18 protein-coding genes are annotated in these 16993 nt (G+C 63.2%); 4 read left to right on the top strand and 14 right to left on the bottom strand.

The window, feature by feature from the left end:
- Positions 1–228: 228 nt before the first annotated feature.
- Both fetB and B348_RS0116655 read right to left on the bottom strand, forming a co-directional pair.
- Positions 229–1020: an iron export ABC transporter permease subunit FetB gene (fetB, locus tag B348_RS0116660; RefSeq protein ID WP_017737204.1), complete on the bottom strand. Its 792-nt coding sequence runs from the start codon at positions 1018–1020 to the stop codon at positions 229–231.
- Complete coding sequence (locus tag B348_RS0116655) at positions 1017–1694, bottom strand: ATP-binding cassette domain-containing protein (RefSeq protein WP_017737203.1); 678 nt, start codon at positions 1692–1694, stop codon at positions 1017–1019. The genes fetB and B348_RS0116655 overlap by 4 nt, the downstream gene beginning before the upstream one ends.
- Positions 1695–1838: 144 nt before the next feature.
- Between B348_RS0116655 and B348_RS0116650 the strand changes: the two genes are divergently transcribed.
- Entirely contained in the window at positions 1839–2552 is a 714-nt protein-coding gene (locus tag B348_RS0116650) for a hypothetical protein (protein ID WP_017737202.1), read from the top strand.
- Between the two features lie 175 nt (positions 2553–2727).
- Here B348_RS0116650 and B348_RS0116645 read toward each other — a convergent pair whose 3' ends face one another.
- The 12 genes from B348_RS0116645 to nac all read right to left on the bottom strand — a co-directional run bounded on the left by B348_RS0116645 (position 2728) and on the right by nac (position 12374).
- Positions 2728–3561: an ABC transporter substrate-binding protein gene (locus B348_RS0116645; RefSeq protein WP_017737201.1), complete on the bottom strand. Its 834-nt coding sequence runs from the start codon at positions 3559–3561 to the stop codon at positions 2728–2730.
- A 58-nt stretch (positions 3562–3619) separates the two neighbouring features.
- The gene (locus tag B348_RS0116640; protein WP_017737200.1) at positions 3620–4348 is read right to left on the bottom strand and encodes an amino acid ABC transporter ATP-binding protein; all 729 of its coding nucleotides are present in this window, start codon (positions 4346–4348) and stop codon (positions 3620–3622) included.
- A 23-nt stretch (positions 4349–4371) separates the two neighbouring features.
- Complete coding sequence (locus B348_RS0116635; protein WP_017737199.1) at positions 4372–5115, bottom strand: amino acid ABC transporter permease; 744 nt, start codon at positions 5113–5115, stop codon at positions 4372–4374.
- Positions 5116–5121: 6 nt separating this feature from the next.
- A complete protein-coding gene (locus tag B348_RS0116630; protein ID WP_017737198.1) occupies positions 5122–5823 on the bottom strand; it encodes an amino acid ABC transporter permease in 702 nt (233 codons plus the stop codon).
- Positions 5824–5934: 111 nt separating this feature from the next.
- Complete coding sequence (locus B348_RS0116625) at positions 5935–6687, bottom strand: SDR family oxidoreductase (RefSeq protein ID WP_017737197.1); 753 nt, start codon at positions 6685–6687, stop codon at positions 5935–5937.
- 93 nt (positions 6688–6780) lie between these two features.
- Positions 6781–7554 carry a LamB/YcsF family protein gene (locus tag B348_RS0116620; protein WP_017737196.1) on the bottom strand — a complete coding sequence of 258 codons (774 nt, stop codon included), beginning with the start codon at positions 7552–7554 and terminating at the stop codon, positions 6781–6783.
- Positions 7551–7946, bottom strand: coding sequence for a biotin carboxyl carrier protein (locus B348_RS0116615; protein ID WP_017737195.1), 396 nt, complete (start codon positions 7944–7946; stop codon positions 7551–7553). Before B348_RS0116615 ends, B348_RS0116620 begins: the two co-directional genes overlap by 4 nt.
- Positions 7943–8917 (bottom strand): biotin-dependent carboxyltransferase family protein, encoded by a 975-nt coding sequence (locus B348_RS0116610; protein ID WP_017737194.1) that lies wholly within the window; start codon positions 8915–8917, stop codon positions 7943–7945. Before B348_RS0116610 ends, B348_RS0116615 begins: the two co-directional genes overlap by 4 nt.
- Complete coding sequence (pxpB, locus tag B348_RS0116605; RefSeq protein WP_017737193.1) at positions 8914–9570, bottom strand: 5-oxoprolinase subunit PxpB; 657 nt, start codon at positions 9568–9570, stop codon at positions 8914–8916. Before pxpB ends, B348_RS0116610 begins: the two co-directional genes overlap by 4 nt.
- Positions 9567–10919: an acetyl-CoA carboxylase biotin carboxylase subunit gene (accC, locus tag B348_RS0116600; RefSeq protein ID WP_017737192.1), complete on the bottom strand. Its 1353-nt coding sequence runs from the start codon at positions 10917–10919 to the stop codon at positions 9567–9569. The genes pxpB and accC overlap by 4 nt, the downstream gene beginning before the upstream one ends.
- A gap of 27 nt (positions 10920–10946) precedes the next feature.
- Complete coding sequence (locus B348_RS0116595; protein WP_017737191.1) at positions 10947–11354, bottom strand: acetyl-CoA carboxylase biotin carboxyl carrier protein subunit; 408 nt, start codon at positions 11352–11354, stop codon at positions 10947–10949.
- 114 nt (positions 11355–11468) lie between these two features.
- The gene (gene nac / locus B348_RS0116590; protein ID WP_017737190.1) at positions 11469–12374 is read right to left on the bottom strand and encodes a nitrogen assimilation transcriptional regulator NAC; all 906 of its coding nucleotides are present in this window, start codon (positions 12372–12374) and stop codon (positions 11469–11471) included.
- A gap of 394 nt (positions 12375–12768) precedes the next feature.
- Between nac and B348_RS0116585 the strand changes: the two genes are divergently transcribed.
- The 3 genes from B348_RS0116585 (at position 12769) to B348_RS0116575 (ending at position 16915) form a co-directional block, all read left to right on the top strand.
- Positions 12769–13977, top strand: a complete 1209-nt coding sequence (locus tag B348_RS0116585) for an aspartate transaminase (protein WP_017737189.1) — start codon at positions 12769–12771, stop codon at positions 13975–13977.
- A gap of 10 nt (positions 13978–13987) precedes the next feature.
- The gene (locus tag B348_RS0116580) at positions 13988–15520 is read left to right on the top strand and encodes an MFS transporter (RefSeq protein ID WP_081609254.1); all 1533 of its coding nucleotides are present in this window, start codon (positions 13988–13990) and stop codon (positions 15518–15520) included.
- Between the two features lie 63 nt (positions 15521–15583).
- Positions 15584–16915, top strand: a complete 1332-nt coding sequence (locus B348_RS0116575) for an OprD family porin (protein WP_017737187.1) — start codon at positions 15584–15586, stop codon at positions 16913–16915.
- Positions 16916–16993: the final 78 nt, after the last annotated feature.

Below are 16993 nucleotides of genomic sequence, written 5' to 3'. Positions count from 1 at the left end.
TGGGGCTCTTTTCCAAAAGTGACCCGCCGTAAGGGCGGAACCAACATCAGCCGTTACCCAAATAACGGATATGTACTCCGCCCAAAAAGCCCCAGCGCCTAACACATAGCTATCGCAGGCAAGCCAGCTCCCACATTTATCCGGCGTACACCCGATAAGACTTGGTCGCATGAAAGGTAGCCTTCGCGAGCAAGCCCGCTCCCACACGAGCCCGCGCCCACAGGGATGTCAGCGCTCTTCGAGGCGCTCGCGCAAAAACCGATGCCCCACCGAAAACAACCGTCGATACGTCAACAACACCGCCCCCACCGTGCCCAATGCCGACGACGCCGCGATCAGGAACATGATCACGATCTGATACCGCACCGCATCCACCGGGCTCTCCCCCGCCAGTACCTGCCCGGTCATCATGCCGGGCAGGCTGACGATGCCGACCACGGTCATCTGGTTCAGCGTCGGGATCATCCCTGCGCGCACCGCCTGGCGAATGGCGTCCTGCGCCGCTTCCCAGCGTGAGCCGCCAAGGGCGAGGATCATTTCGATGGTGTTGCGCCCCGACGTCAGCTCCTGGGTCATGCGTTCTATGCCCAGCGACACGCCGGTCAGGGTGTTGCCGAGGATCATCCCCAGGATCGGAATCGCATATTGCGGCTCGTACCACGGGTGGATGCGGATCACCGCAAACAGCCCCACCGCCGTCACCAGCCACGAGCTGCCCCATACCGACAGGATGCTGTCGACCCGCTGCCCCTTGTACGTGCGCCGCCCGCGTCCGGCGGCGGAGATGCCGGCAATCAGGGTCATGGCGCACATCAACGGCAGCACCACGTACCAGTAGGCAAACTCGAACACCCAACCCAGCAGGTAACCGATGGCCAACAGTTGCACCACGGTGCGCACTGCCGCCCACAGCAATTGGCGGCCCAGGCCCAGGCGCAGGAGCAATGACAACGCGCCGTTGACCAGGATCAGCGAGGCGGCGATGCCCAGGTCGAGAGCCGTGAGGTTCTGGTAGTTCATGGTTGGGTAACTCCACTCAGCACGCCGGCACTCATGTGCAGGTGGAGGTTGCTCATGCGTCGGGCCTGGTCGAGGTCGTGGGACACCCAGATGCAGGCACGGGATTGATCGCCGGCGAACCAGGCGTCGATCAGCGCTTCCACTTCGCGGGATGACGTGGGGTCGAGGGCGGCGGTAGGCTCGTCCAGCAGCAAGACTTCGGGGTTCAGTTGCAGGGTACGGATCAGCGAGACCACCTGGGATTCACCGCCGGACAGATCCGCTGCGCTTTTTGCCAGGAAGTCCGGCGCCTTGCCTGCGTGGCCCAGCAGTGTGGTGACGGCGGCAAGGTCGAAGCGGCGTTTACGCGAGGTCTTGAGGCTGAACGGAAAACGCAGGTTGTCTTCCACTGTGCCTTCGATCAGCGCCGGGCGCTGGGACAGGTAGCTGATATGGCAGCGGTAATGGGGAATCTCGGCGTTGCTGATCGGTTGGCCGTTCCACAGGATTTGCCCGGAGGTGGGCGCGTCCAGCAGGGCCAGGGCGCGCAAAAAGACACTTTTGCCAGAGCCGGAGGAACCGGTGATGGACACGCGGTCGCCGGCGTTCAAGATGAAATCGGTGGGCTGGAGCAAGGGCACTTGGCGGCGCTCGTCCATGCGCGTGAGGGCGCGGGTTTCGATCAGTGCGCTCATGGACGCGAAGGTTCCTTGGATCGGGTTGAGCGCAATGGTGAAGCAGGAAGGTCCCCGGGGTCCAGCGTTCGGGGAATTTGGTGAACGATCTGGGCATCCTCAATTGCGCTCGCTAGACTCCCCGCTCCCATAGAAGGACAACCCATGGACGATCAGGAAAACGCCAATGCCCCCGTCGCAAAGACTAGCGCCGCATGGCTATGGAAAGTTGTAAAATTCGAAAGCTTGTCAATCATGGTGCTGTTGTTCGCACTGTTTTACTCAAACGGCTACGCATACCTTGAGACCTATTACGGCGCCCTTGGGGCGCCGATCAATCGACTGGGCTTCGATACCTATCAGTTTGTGGTATTCGGCGGAATGGACATGCTGGTCAAGATCTCCGCATCGCTCATTGCTTGTTCAGCCGTTGCTTCGTTCGTCTGCTTGATGTATTTCACGGAAAATCCCGACCGGGTCTTTCCAACCACCACACTCGCCCCCACAACGGCCCGCTACCGCTTTCTACAGCACATGGGCAAAAGCTACACAAGAGCCAAACCGCTGATCCTCGGTACGTTTCTGCTCACCTTTTTTGCAATTGGCACGTGGGTCCTTTGGAAGTTAACGTTCTCTCAGTCGATCGAGCGCGGCAAGCTAAGAGCGTATGAAGAAATTCGTGATTGCAAACCCGAAACGGTCCAGCTAAAGAATCTGGACCGTATAACTGGCTGCATCGTCGGCGAAAGCGACGACATGCTTTATCTGGTGGAAAAGCACAAGGAGGGTGCCGAAATCATGTACGAGAAACGCCAAGTATCCAAAGACAGCATTAAATCAACCAACGGTCCTCAATTGACGCTGAAAAGACCAGGTTAACCCGTGAAGCCACTGAACTGGCTCGCAAGCCAGGCGCTATCTGTCGGGTAGCAAATATCCAATGTGGGAGCTGGCATGCCTGCGATAGCGGTGGGTCAGTTTGCACATCAGTGACTGATACACCGCTATCGCAGGCAAGCCAGCTCCCACATTAAGAACTGTGTGCATCAGCTCCTTATGGCAGCGGGTCGAACTTCAGCGCACTCAAGCTCTGTACCTTGTCCTCACGCACCATCTTGTATTCGGTGTTCGGGCCGATCCAGCGGTCCCAGATCGCATCGATCTCGCCGGCCTTTTCCATCGCCATCAACGACTCATTGACCTTCGCCAGAAACGCCGGCTCATCACGACGCATGCCCGCGCCAATCGGTTCCAGGGCCATCGGTTCCTTGGCAATCGCCAGTTCCACGCCACCGGCCTTGGCCTGGTTGACCAGTTTCAGCGCGGTCATGGTGTTGGTCACCAGGCCCACTACCTTGTTCTGTTGCAGGGCCATGTAGGCCGAGCCGGTGTCCTGGAAGGTCACCGGGGTGGCGCCGGCGATGCGGATCGACTGCTCCGAGGTGGAGCCCTTAGTCGAGCTGATGCGCTTGTCCTTGAAGAAGCTTTTCGGCTGATCGGCGTTCGCCGCGCGCACCACCAGGGTTTCCTTGGCGATGTAGTACGGGTCGCTGAACTGGATCTGTTCGGCGCGGGTCTTGGTGTACGCCAGGTTGGCGAAGATCACATCGACGCGGCCCATCTTCACTTCGGGAATGCGCGCTTCAACCGACAGCGGCTTGAGTTCCAGGGCCACGCCCATGGTCTTGGCCAGGGCCTTGCACAGGTCCACGTCCATGCCCACCAGCTCGCGGGTCTTTGGGTCCGGCGCGGAGAATGGCGGCACGTCGGCGTACACGCCGCAGCTCAGGGACTGCTTGGCGAGGATGTCGCTCAATTGGTCAGCCTGGGCGCAGGCCACAGCCAATGGACCCAATGCCAGCGCAGTAAACAGATGCTTCATACCCATGGGAAATCTCCAGAAAGTTGGACAAGCAAAATGGCAGAAGGAATCAAGCCGCCGCAGCTCAGTGGGCCCGCAGGTCGGCGATGAAGCGTTGCGCTCGCGGGTGCGAAGGCTGGGTGAAGAAGGCGTCGGGGCTGCTCTTTTCCAGAATCTGCCCCGCGTCCATAAACCAGATGGTGTCGGCCACTTCGCGGGCGAAATTCATCTCGTGGGTCACGCACATCATGGTCATGCCGTCCTTGGCCAAGCCCTTCATCACGCTCAGCACTTCACCGACCATTTCCGGGTCGAGGGCGCTGGTAGGCTCGTCGAACAGCATCACCGGCGGTTCCATCGCCAGGGCGCGGGCAATCGCCACCCGTTGTTGCTGGCCGCCGGACAACTGCGCCGGGTAGGCCCCGGCCTTGTGCGCCAGGCCCACGCGGTCGAGCAGTTCCATGGCCTTTTGCTTGGCCGCCGCGCCCTTGAGGTTGCGCAGCTTGTTTGGCGCCAGGATGATGTTTTCCAGCACCGACAGGTGCGGGAACAGGTTGAAGCTCTGGAACACAAACCCCACGCGGCTGCGCAGGCGATTGATCTGCGCGTCGGTGCCGTGCACGTCCTGGCCATCGAACAGGATCTGGCCGTCCTGGATGTCTTCCAGGCGATTGACCGTGCGGATCAGCGTGGACTTGCCCGAGCCCGACGGCCCGCACAGCACCACCACTTCACCGGGGTTCACTTCAGCGGTGATATCCGTCAGCGCCTGGTACTCGCCGTACCATTTATTGATTTTCGAAAACATGATCATTGGATGCATGAGCGCAGCCCTCTTCAATTATCGGTGGCCAGCAACGGCTTGCCGGGCACGGTCTGCCCGCCGTCACCGAGGCGCTTGCGCGCAATGCGTTGTTCTACCCAGCCCGCCAGGCGGGTCAGGCCGAAACACAGCAGGTAGTAGATGATCGCCAGGATGAAAAACACCTGGAACGGCTTGGTCAGCAACTGGTTGTTGACCTGGTTGGCGGCAAAGGTCACTTCCTGCACGTTGATCACGTAGCCCAGGGAGGTTTCCTTGATGATCGAGATGAACTGGCTGATCAAACTCGGCAGCGCGTTGTACAGCGCCTGGGGCAGGATCACCCACAGCGTGGTGCGCACGTAGCCCAGGCCCAAGGCGCGGGACGCTTCGTATTGCCCGCTCGGCAACGCCTGGATACCGCCGCGAATGATTTCGCACAGGTAGGCGCTCTGGTAGATCACCAGGGTGCAGAGCATGGTCATGAAGCCGGTGATGTTATGGCCGATCAGCAACGGCACCAGGAAGTAGGTCCAGAAGATCACCATCAGCAGCGGAATACCGCGCAACACGTAGACCCACACCGTGGCCACCCAATACAAACCCTTCCACGGCGATACCCGCGCCAGCGCCAGCAACAGGCCGAACGGGAACGCCAGCAGCAGCGCCAGCGCAGCGAGGATCAAGGTACTCGCCAGACCACCCAACGGACCGTGGGGGTATTGGCCGATGAGAAACAGCGTCCAGTTGTTCTGCAGGATTTCAACGATATCGAACATCGCCAGCTACCTCGCCAGGGCTTTGCTGAAGTGCCGGGCAAGCAATGCCCCGGCGCCCATCAGCAGCAGTGAAAACACCAGGTAGAACACCGTGGCCACCAGGTACGACTCGAACGTGCGGAACGTGTAGTTCTCCACTTCGCGGCTGGCGTAGGTCAGTTCCATCACGCCGATCGCCATGGCCAAACTGGTGTTCTTGAACAGCAGCACGGTGTGGTTGATCAGCGACGGCAGGCAGTTGCGCACGCCTTGGGGCAGGATCACGTAGCGCATCGAACGCACGTAACCCAGGCCCAGGGCCCGCGACGCTTCGGTCTGCCCGGCGGGAATCGCGCGCAGGCCGCTGCGCATGTCTTCGCAGAAATACGCGGCCTGGCACAAGCCGAGGGCGATCACCGAAAACAGGTATTCGGTGTTGTGGCTGGCCAGCCACAGCTGCGCGTTTTCGCTGAGCAGGGTCGGCACGCCGAAGTACCACAGCATCAGTTGCACCAGGGTCGGCACGTTGCGGTGGTAGGACACGTACCCCGCCACCAGGCGGTCGGCCAGCTTGTTGCCGGTCAGGCGCACCGTGACCAGCGTCAGCGCCAGAATCATCGCCAGCAGCCAGGCGAACAACGCCAGCTGCAAGGTCATTTCGATGCCCTTGACGATCAGCTCGGCGTACTCGCCTTGCAGAATCGCGGCCAAATCGAAGTCTTGCTTCATGGTCAATCCCTATCGGCATTGGGCTAGGGCAGAAATCAAAATCACCCGGCGTGGCCGTGGCGGGATGCAGCGCTGACGGATCGATCCGTTCTGTTTTAGGGGGGCTGGTGTTCAGCCCTGGTAATCCTGCGGACGCGCGGTGGAGAGCCCGCCCGGCACCTGCAAGGTCGGGGTGATTTCCATATGCCCGACGTTGACGGCTATCGGCGCGGCAATCGCAAAGGCGATGGCGTTGGCGATATCTTCGGCCTGGGGCAGTTCGAAGCCTTCGACGAAGCGCTTGTAGGTCTCTTCGGAGTCGCCGTGCACGTGGGCAAAGATGTCCGTGGCCACGCGGCCTGGGCAAATCTCGGTGACCCGCACGCGCTTGCCGAACGCATCGATACGCAGCTGGCGCGAGAGCATGCTCACCGCCGCCTTGGTCGCGTGATAGGTGGAGTTGCCGCCAAAGTTGTAGGCCGCCGCAATCGAACTGATGTTGATGATGTGCCCGCAATCGCGCTCGACCATGCCCGGCAAGGCCAGGCGTGCCAGGTGCAGCACGGCGCGCAGGTTGACGTCGATCAGCAGGTCGATGCCGTCGGCGTCGGCCTTGAGCAGCGAGCCCGGTTTGTCGACACCGGCGTTGTTGACCAGGATGTCGAAGGTGTTTTCCGCAAACAGCTTCGTCAGCCCGGCGATGTCTGTCACGTCGATGGCGTGAGGAATGCAGCCGGTCTTGGCCGCCAGTGCCTGCAACTTGTCGGCGCTGCGGGCCAGGGCATGCACTTGCACGCCTTCCTGGCACAGGCGCTCGACAACGGCGGCGCCGATGCCCGAGGAAGCCCCGGTGACCAGCGCGGTTTTGTAGTCGGAAAATGGCATGGGGTGATCCTTGTGCTGCGGGTTATGGTTCGACTCTATCCAGCCTTCAGGCACTGGACCAAGACGCAATGGTTGTGTGGCGATAAGGCCTGCTTATGACGCGGCCAGCAGCTGGGAAATCGGCGTAATGTGCCCGCCCAGTTGCTCGATTTCCTCGCGAATGGTGCGCGCCAACTCGACTGCGCCGGGGGTGTCGCCGTGCAGCAGGATCGAATGAGCCGGCACCCGCAGCACCTTGCCGCTGAGGGCAGTGACGGTGCCCTCCTCCAGCAATTGGCGCACGCGCTGCAATACCGCTGACGGTTCCTTGATCACCGAGCCTTCAACCTTGCGCGGTACCAACAGGCAGTCGTCGTCATAGGCACGATCAGCCAGAAAGGTGGTGGCGACGCGCAGGCCGCATTTCTCGGCGGCGCCTTCGATGGCGCGGCTGCTGGACGAGCTGATGATCAACGTCGGATCAAACGCCGCCACCGCCCGCACCAGCGGCTCGGCCAGTGCGGCATCAGCAGCGGCCATATTGCCGAGGGCGCCGTGGAAGCTCATATGGGTCATGCGATGGCCATTCACGGCGGCCATCCCCGCCAGGGCGCCGAGCTGGTAGATCACATACGTGGCGAGTTCCTTGATCTCGATATTCATCTGGCGCCGACCAAAGCCCATCAGGTCCGGGAAGCCCACGTGGGCGCCGAGGTCGATGCCACCGGCTTTCGCCAGGCGCACGGTGGTGTCCATGATCAGCGGGTCGCCGGCGTGGTAGCCGCAGGCGACGTTGGCCGAGGAAATCAGGCTCATCAGTGCCTCATCCTCACCCATGCGCCACGGGCCGAAGCCTTCGCCGAGGTCGGCGTTCAAATCGATCTTCATGCTTGCCGCTCCAGGCCCAGGAATGCTTCGCCGTAGCCGACGGTAGTGCCGCAGGGCACACGCACATCCATCACCCGTGCGGCCTCGCGGCTGCGCTGGGGCAGCAGCAGGTCGCCGACTTGCAGCACCGCCACCAACTGCCCGGCGCTGAGCGGATCGCCCACGGCCACGAAGGGTTCGCTGAGTTGCGGATGGGTCAACAGCAAGCGACCCAGGCCGGTGGTGCGCAGCACCTTGTCCGCAACCGTGGCCACGGCAACCGGCGCCGCAACGCTGGCCGCAGGCGCACCGCGCTTGAGCGTCAGGTGCGCCCCCGGGCGGCTCAGTTCGGCGCCGGCGAGGCGGTGTTCCTTGAGCCACAGCGCCAGTTGGCGGATTTCCTCAATAGTCATGCTTTAACTCCCTCTCGGTGCAGGTCCACCAGGCGGCTGACTTCGCGCAGGTAACGGCGATTGGTTTCCAGGGCCTCGACCGCGGCCTCATAACTGCACTCGATAAAGCGCACCTGGCTGCCAATCGGCGCCTGCCCGAGGCGCCACAGGTCGGCCTCGATCACGCTGCCAAACTTGGGGTAGCCGCCGCTGGGCTGGGCGTCGCGCATCTGGATGATCGGCTGGCCGCCGTGGGGCACCTGGATCACGCCGGGCACGATGCCGTGGGAGCGGATTTCCATGGGGGCGATGGGCAGCAGTGGTTCGCCTTCCATGCGGTAGCCGTAGCGATTGCTCTGGGTGGTGATCTTCCACTCACCGGCCCAGAACGCGGCCCGTGAAGTGTCTTGAAAGCGCGTGTATTCAGCCGCCGGCAACACACGCATGGCGGGCACGCCGTCAACCTGCAACGGCAGCGCCAGGCTCGGCGCCAACACGCCAAAGTCCAACGGCAGCGGGCTGATGCCGGGGCGCAACGCGGCGAGCCGATCGCCCTGCTGCAACGCGCGGCCGTCCAGACCACCGAACTCGCCGCGCAATTGGGTGCTGCGTGAGCCGAGCACCGACGGCACGTCCACACCACCGGCGAGGCACAGGTAAGCGCGGCTGCCGGAGGTCGGGTAGCCCAGGTTCAAGACTTGGCCTTCGCGGCCCTGGTACACCCAGTTCGGCGGCAGTGGCTGGCCGTCCAAGGTTGCATCACAGGCGGCGCCGGTCACGGCAAAGGCGCAGTCGTGCAGCAGCCGCACTTCGAACGGGAACAACGGGATTTCAATCGCCGCAGCGTCTTCGGGATTTCCCAGCAACAGGTTGCCCAACGCCAGGGCCAGGTGGTCCATGGCGCCCGACGTGCCGACGCCTTGACCGAGGCTGCCGAAGCGGCCGAAGTCCTGCACAGTGGCCAGGGCGGTGGCCGATAGAATCTCGATCATCGAATGATCCTCTCGATGCGCAAGCGCAGGAAATCACCCGGCCGCAAGATGGCTGGCGGGGTTTGGGTCGGGTCGAAAAATGACATTTCAGTACGGCCGATGGTGTTCCAGCCGCTGGGGCCGGCCGACGCGGAAACGCCGGTCTGCACGCCGCCGATGGACACCGAACCGGCGCCGATATTCAGCACCGGCACTTGCCGGCGCGGCGTGGCCAGGCGCTGGTCCATGCCGCCGAGGTAGCAGTAGCCTGGGTGGCTGCCCAGGGCATACACCGGGTACAGCGGTTCACAATGCAGGTTGGCGATGGTCTCGATGTCCATCCCGGTGTGGGCGATTACATCAGCCATATGCGGGCCGAATTCGCCGCCGTAGACCACCGGCAACTCGACGATGCGCCCTTCCAGGGGCAGCGGCTCGCAGTGCTCCCAGGCTTGCAGCAGGCGCTCGCATAAGCCGCTCAACTCACGCGGAGGTTTGAGAAACGTCAGCATCAGGTTGTTCATGCCGGGCACGGCTTCGTGGATTTCCGGCCACTCGCCGGCTTGCAGGGCCAGGTTCCAGATGCGCTGTTGCGGGGCCAGGTCGAGCTCGCCCGGTGCTTCAAACAACAGGGCGCTGGAGCCCAACAGGCTGATGTTCGGTGCGGTGCTCATGTCGGGCTCCTTTGCTGCAACCAGCGCTCCAGGTGATGAATATCGACACCGCCCGCTTGAAAGGCCGGGTCATCGAGAATCTCGCGGTGCAACGGGATATTGGTGCTGATGCCCTCCACGATCATCTCGCTGAGGGCCAGGCGCATACGGGCCATGGCTTCTTCGCGGGTGGCGCCGTGGGTGATGACCTTGGCCACCATCGAGTCGTAATACGGCGGCACGCGATAGCCGGTGGTGACGTGGGAATCCACGCGCACGCCAAAGCCACCGGGCACTTCCCAGCGCTGGATCAAGCCGGGGGTGGGCATGAAGGTGCTTGGGTCTTCGGCGTTGATGCGGCATTCCAGGGAATGGCCGTTGAGCTGCACATCCTCCTGGCGCAGGCTCAGCACTTCGCCACGGGCCATGCGCAGTTGCTGCTGGACGATGTCGATGCCGGTGGTCATCTCGGTGACCGGGTGTTCGACTTGCAGGCGGGTGTTCATCTCGATAAAGAAGAACTCGCCGTCTTCATAGAGGAATTCAAAGGTACCCACGCCGCGATAGCCAATCTGGCGACACGCCTCGGCGCAGCGTTCGCCGACCTTGGCGATCAGCGCGGGATCGATCCCTGGGGCCGGGGCTTCTTCCAGCACCTTCTGGTGCCGGCGTTGCAGCGAGCAGTCGCGGCAGCCGAGCCAGATCGCGTGGCCGTGGGCGTCGCACAGCACCTGGATTTCCACATGGCGCGGGTGGCCGAGGAATTTCTCGATATACAGTTCCGGGTTGCCGAAGGCCAGCCGTGCTTCTTCGCGGGTGAGGGCAATGGCGGCGAGCAATTCGGCGTGCTCCTGCACCACGCGCATGCCGCGCCCACCCCCGCCACCGGCGGCCTTGACGATCACCGGGTAGCCAATCTCGGCGGCGATGGCGAGGATGCTCGCGTCGTCGCTGGGCATCGTCGAGTCCGGCCCCGGTACGCAGGGCACGCCGGCTTCACGCATGGCGCGCTTGGCGGCGACCTTGTCGCCCATGGTGCGGATGCACGCGGCGCTGGGGCCGATAAAGGTCAGGCCCGCCGCCTCGATGCGTTCAGCGAAGCCGGCGTTTTCCGAAAGAAAGCCGTAGCCGGGATGGATCGCCTGGGCCCCCGTGACCTTGGCCGCAAACAGCAGCGCCGTCTGGTTGAGGTAGCTCAGGCCCGGCGCGGCCGGGCCGATGCACAGCGCTTCGTCGGCGTTTTGCACGTACTGCGCGTGACGGTCCGCTTCGGAGTACACCGCCACGGTCTTGATGCCCAGGCCACGGCAGGCACGCTGAATGCGCAGGGCAATTTCGCCACGGTTGGCGATCAGCACTTTGTCGAACATTGAATTCACCTGCATCACAAATAAGGGTCAATCGAGGCGGAACAGCGCCTGGCCGGCGGCAACTTCAGCCCCGGCCTGGGCCAGGATCTCAGCCAGCTTGCCGGCCACCTTGGCCTTGACCGGGTGGAACATCTTCATCGCCTCGATCACCGCCACGGTCTGGCCGGCTTCGATGGCTTGCCCCACGGCTACAAACGCTGGCTCACCGACGGCGGGCGTCAGGTGCAGCACGCCGTAGAGGCTGGCCTTGATCTCAATCGCCGCGCTTGGTTTTGCCGCAACCGGCGCGGCAACCACGCCCGGCGCGACGCTGATCGCCGCCTGCCCCGCCTGCTTGAACAGCCGCAGCGTGCTGTCGCCTTCGGTGAGGCTCAGTTCCAGCAGATCGGATTCGGCCAGCAAATCCATCAACCCCTTGATACGTGCTGAATCCATAGTTGGCCCCTGCCTGTCGAACGTGTCTTGAGTGGATGGGGCCAATCTACCGAGCCCCTCGGAAAGCGGCCAAGACGCTTTGGCTTTGGGGTGATAAGCCGCCCTTATGACCCCTCAAACCGCACTGCCACGCATCTGCGCCACCAGCTCCAGCAAGATCGCCTTGACCGCCTGGGCCGGCACCGACAGCGGCAAATGCCCGGACAGGCACAACGCCAACGGCGCCTCCACTTCAGGTTCGACGATGCGGCACATGTGCACGGCTGGGTTGGCCGCCAGCACCCGCGCCGACGACTCCGGCAGGATGGTCGAGCCGAAGTGATCAGCCACGGCGGCAGTCAAGGTGGTAGAGGATTCAATCTCGGCCACCACCCGCGCACCGAGGCCGATGCGCAGGAAGGCTTCGTCCACCATGCGGCGCATCACGTTGTAGGGGCGGGGCAGCAGCATGTCCATGTCGGCCAGTTCGGCGAGGGGGATGTCTGCGCGACCGGCGACCTCTGGATCGGCGCTGACCAGGTACAGCGGCTCGCGCAGCAGCGAGACGAAACTCAAGCCGTGCACCTCGCGCCCGCCGTAGAGCACGGCCATGTCCATGCGGCCGTTCATGATCAGCTCGCTCAGGGTGGTGCCGAAGTTTTCGTTGAGGTACAGCAGGATGCCGGGGTGGCGTTCGCGCACGGTGCGCAATAGTGGCAGCGACAATGTCGAGGCCGCCGTGCCGGGGGCGAGGCCTACCGAGACCTGCCCGGACAAGGCGTGGCCGGTGGCGTTGATATCGCTCTGGGCCTGTTCGCACTGGCGCAGGATGATCTGCGCATGGCCGTACAAAACCTTGCCGGCTTCGGTCGGCGTGACGCCGCGTTTGGTGCGGATCAGCAGTTGTTGCTGCAACTCGGCTTCCAGGGTGGCCAGTTGTTGGCTGAGGGCGGGTTGGGCGACATGCAGCACGTCGGCGGCTTGGGTCATGCTGCCGATGTCTACCAGTTTCACGAAGTACTTCAATCGGCGCAGGTTCAAGTGGCGGTGCTCTTGCTTGGGGTTGATGTTGCCTGTTCCGCCGCTATCGCAGGCAAGCCAGCTCCCACAGTTGGAATGTGTGGACACAGGGAGGTGTGAACACATTCAAGTGTGGGAGCTGGCTTGCCTGCGATAGCGATCGACCAGGCAGCGATACACCCAGCGGTTTTGCAAAAGCCACGCCATCACGCCTCTTAGCCATAAGGCTTTGCTATGGCTGCCCCCTATTCCCCATGAAAAGCCCCCCCACAGCGCACGCCCGCCTGCACGCACCCTTTCAGTGCACCCCCAGCCATAAGCACTGCCTATCAACCCAGAACGATCTCGTCTTATGGCCCCTTCCCCGACGCCTCGTACTGTGGCCCCTGTCAACGCCATCAACGAGGAACGCCCCGTGACTGCCTCCCGCATCGCCGCCCGTGTGCAACGCATCAAACCATCGCCCAGCAGCGCCGCGTCCGACCGCGCCAACGAGTTGCGTCGCCAGGGCCAGTCCATCATCAACCTGGTGGTGGGCGAGCCGGATTTCGACACGCCCACCAACATCCGCCAGGCCGCCAGCGCTGCGATTGAGCGCGGTGAAACCCGTTATACGCAAAACGCCGGCACCCCGGAACTGCGCCAGGCCATCGTCGCCAAGCTGGCCCGCGAAAACGGCCTGAGCTACAGCGCCAGCCAGGTACTGGTGACCAGTGGCGCCAAGAGCGCGATCTTCAATGCCTTCGCCGCCACCCTCGGTGCGGGCGATGAAGTGCTGATCCCGGCGCCGTACTGGGTGTCCTACCCGGACATGGTGCTGGCCTGCGAAGGCGAACCCGTGACCCTGGCCTGCCCGGAACACGAAGGCTTCAAGCTGACCCCGGCGCAACTGCGCAACGCAATCACCCCACGCACCCGCTGGCTGCTGCTCAACTCGCCGAGCAATCCCACCGGCGCCAGCTACAGCGCCGCCGAATTGCGCGCCCTGGCCGATGTGCTGCTGGATTTCCCCCACGTGCTGCTGATGACCGATGACATCTACGAGCACATCCGTTACGAAGGCCTGGACAACCCGCATATCCTCGCCATCGAACCGGCCTTGAGCGAGCGCAGCCTGGTGGTCAACGGCGTGTCCAAGACCTACGCCATGACCGGCTGGCGCATCGGTTACGCCGCCGGCCCCGCCGACCTGATCGGGGCCATGGCGACGCTGCAATCCCAGTCCACCAGCAACGCCTGCTCGGTCAGCCAGGCGGCCGCCGTGGAAGCGCTGAATGGCGACCAAAGCTTCGTCAAGCATAGCGTCGAGGTCTACCAGCAACGTCGCGACCGCTGCCTGGATCTGCTCAACGCCATCCCCGGCCTCAGCTGCCGCAAGCCCGACGGCGCGTTCTATCTGTATGTGAACTGCGGCGGCCTGCTGGGTAAAACCACGGCCGAGGGCCAGGTGCTCAACAGCGACAGCGAGGTGGTGATGTACCTGCTGGAAAGCCAGGGCGTGGCGGTAGTCGCCGGCACGGCCTATGGTTTGGCGCCGTTCTTCCGCATGTCGATTGCCACCGACATCAGCACGCTCGACCAAGGCTGCGCGCGCATTGCCGCTGCCGTCGCCGCGCTGCGCTGAGGCCCCTGCGATGACCGTGGCGGCCCACCCTCCCCTGAGTTTCAAGCAGGCCTTGCTGGCGATGATCGGCATCTCGTTGGTGCTGATGCTCTCGGCGCTGGACCAGACCGTGATCGGCAACGCGTTGCCGAGCATCGTCGCCGAACTGGACGGCTTTGAACTCTATGCGTGGGTCGCCACCGGTTATCTGTTGGCGTCCATCGTGACCATCCCGATTTTCGGGCGGCTGGGGGATTACTACGGGCGCAAGCCGTTTGTGCTCGCCGCCACGCTGATTTTCACCCTGGCCTCCCTGGCCTGCGCGGTGGCCAATGACATGCTGGTGCTGGTGATCGGCCGCGCGTTGCAAGGGGTCGGCGGCGGCATGCTGATTGGCACCGCCTTCGCCTGCATCCCCGAGCTGTTTCCCGATACGCGCCAACGCCTGCGCTGGCAGATGTTGTTGAGCGCGCTGTTCAGCGTGGTCAATGCCATCGGCCCGGGGCTCGGCGGTTATCTCACGGGCGCCTTTGGCTGGCGCGCGGTGTTTTACATCAACCTGCCGTTGAGCTGCGTGGCGCTGTTGATTGCCTGGCGTTTCTTGCCCTGGTATCGCCCGCAGCAACGAGTGGGCATTCGCCTGGATTGGCCCGGCGCGCTGTTGATCGCCCTGGCGTTGGGCAGCCTGCAATTGTTTGTGGAGTGGCTTGGGCATGCGAGCCTGGCACTGAGTGCGGCGCTGGGCCTGGGTTGCATCGCGGCGGTTGTTGCGCTGTGGCATTGGGAGCGGCGTTGCGCCCACGCGCTGTTGCCTGCCGCACTGTTCGGCCTGCCGAGCCTGCGCCTGTTGTTTATCTTGTCGGTAGCGGCCGGGGCGATCATGTTTTCGCTGCTGTTCTACCTGCCGCTGCTGCTGCAAGGCGCCTATGGTTACTCGCCCCAGGACGCCGGCCTGTTGATCACGCCGTTGGCGCTGAGCATCACCCTGGGGGCCATCGTCAACAGCCGCATCGTCACCCGTTTGCGCAACCCGAACTGGCTGCCGCTGGCAGGGTTTGTCGCGCTGTTGCTGGCGTGCCTCGGGTTGGCGGTGGTCGGGCGCGGGGCGTCGTTCAATGGGCTGCTCGGCCTGATTCTGCTGGCGGGGTTGGGCCTGGGGTTCATCCTGCTCAACCTCACGGTGTTCACCCAGACCTTGGCCGAGCGCCAGTTCCTCGGCATTGCCACGGCGCTGACCCAGTCCCTGCGCCTGGTCGGCGGTTTGTTGGGCACTGCCGGCATGGGCGTGCTGGTCAACCTGCTCTACAGCGCCAATGTGCAACGGGTGTTCCTCGCCGCCGATCACGCCGAAGGCATCGCCCTCTACGCCGACCCGCAAACCCTGTTGCATGCCCACCTCGCCGCCTCGCCCTGGCTGGACCTGGCCCGCGATGCGCTGGCCCAGTCCGTCGGCGTGGGCCTGTTGCTGTGCGCCGGGATCGGCGTGCTCGCCCTGTTCATCCTGTACCGCTTGCCGCCGGTGCGACTGCATGTCGTGCCCGCCACCGTCGCTCCTGAAAAATAAGAAAAATTTCACTGCCGCTTTTGACTGCCCTCAAAAAACCAAACACATATGGGGATGACACCGATGGAGCTTTTCAATCGCGCACCAACCGTACTCGCCGGCCTGTGCGGCCTGATGATCGCCCAGCAGGGCTACGCCGCCGGCCTGGTGGAAGACAGCAAGCTCAACGTGCTGGCCCGCAACTTCTTCAGTAACGCCGACAACCGCAGCGGCGCGGCCGACCCCAACTACACCCAGGAATGGGGCCAGGGTTTTATCGCCAACTTCGAATCGGGCTTCACCCAGGGCACCGTGGGCTTCGGCGTAGACGCCATCGGCATGTTCGGCATCCGCCTGGACTCGGGCAAAGGCCGCCACTACAACCCGCAAAGCACCGCGTTCAACGGCAATATCTTCCCCACCGACCATGACGGCCGCGCGGTGGACGAATTCGGCAGCCTGGGCCTCACCGCCAAGGCCCGCTTCGCCAAGACCGAGCTGAAATACGGCACCCTGGTGCCGATGCTGCCGGTGGTGATGTCCACCGACCGCATGCTGCAACAGACCTTCAACGGCGGCCAGGTGCAGTCCAAGGACCTCGACCACTTCACCTTCACCCTCGGCCAGCTGGAACACGTGAAAGGCCGTGGGTCGAGCGACCAGATGGGCATGTCGATCCCCGGCGCCAACAACGCAGTGAGCGGCACCTTCGTCAACAAGTTCTACTACGGTGGCGTCGACTACAAACCGACCAAAGACCTGACCTTGCAGTACTACTACGGCAACCTGCAGGACTTCTACAAACAGCACTTCCTGGGCCTCAAATACGACTGGCAGATCGGTCCCGGCACCCTGCGCACCGACCTGCGCCACTTCGACAACCGCTCCGACGGCGCCAACAGCAACGACCCGGCCTACTACACCCTCGGCTACTACGGCGACGGCGTGACCAAGGGCAAAGTCGACAGCCGCCTGAGCAGCGCCCAATTCACCTACCTGGTCAACGGCCACACGATTGCCGCCGGCCTGCAACAAGTCAGCGGCGACAGCGACGCGGTGTGGTTGAACCAGGGCGATGGTTCCACGGCGTACTTCATGACCGAGTCGATGGTCGGCAAATTCCAGCGCGCCGGCGAGACCACCTGGCAGGTGAAATACGGCTATGACTTCGCCGCGGTCGGCGTACCGGGTTTGAGCTTTATGGGCATGTACGAAAGCGGCTCGAACATCCGCACGCCGACGGGGGATAAAAGCGAGTGGGAGCGTAACTTGACGGTGAGTTATGTGGTGCAGCAAGGGCCGCTGAAGAACCTGAGCATTGCGTTGCGGCATGCGTCGTTGCGTACGGAAGTGACGACGCAGCGGGACAGTGATGAGCATCGGGTGATTGTCAGCTATCCGATCAGCATTTTGTAAGGCCAGGTACAGCGCTCAAGCTTGATGAAAATCAAATGTGGGAGCTGGCTTTTGTGGGAACTGGCTTGCCTGCGATGG

This window comes from Pseudomonas sp. CBZ-4, from assembly GCF_000346755.1.
Taxonomy (GTDB): Bacteria; Pseudomonadota; Gammaproteobacteria; order Pseudomonadales; family Pseudomonadaceae; genus Aquipseudomonas.
The sequence above is the reverse complement of the archived record's forward strand: the minus strand, read 5'-3'. Positions and strand labels throughout refer to the sequence as shown.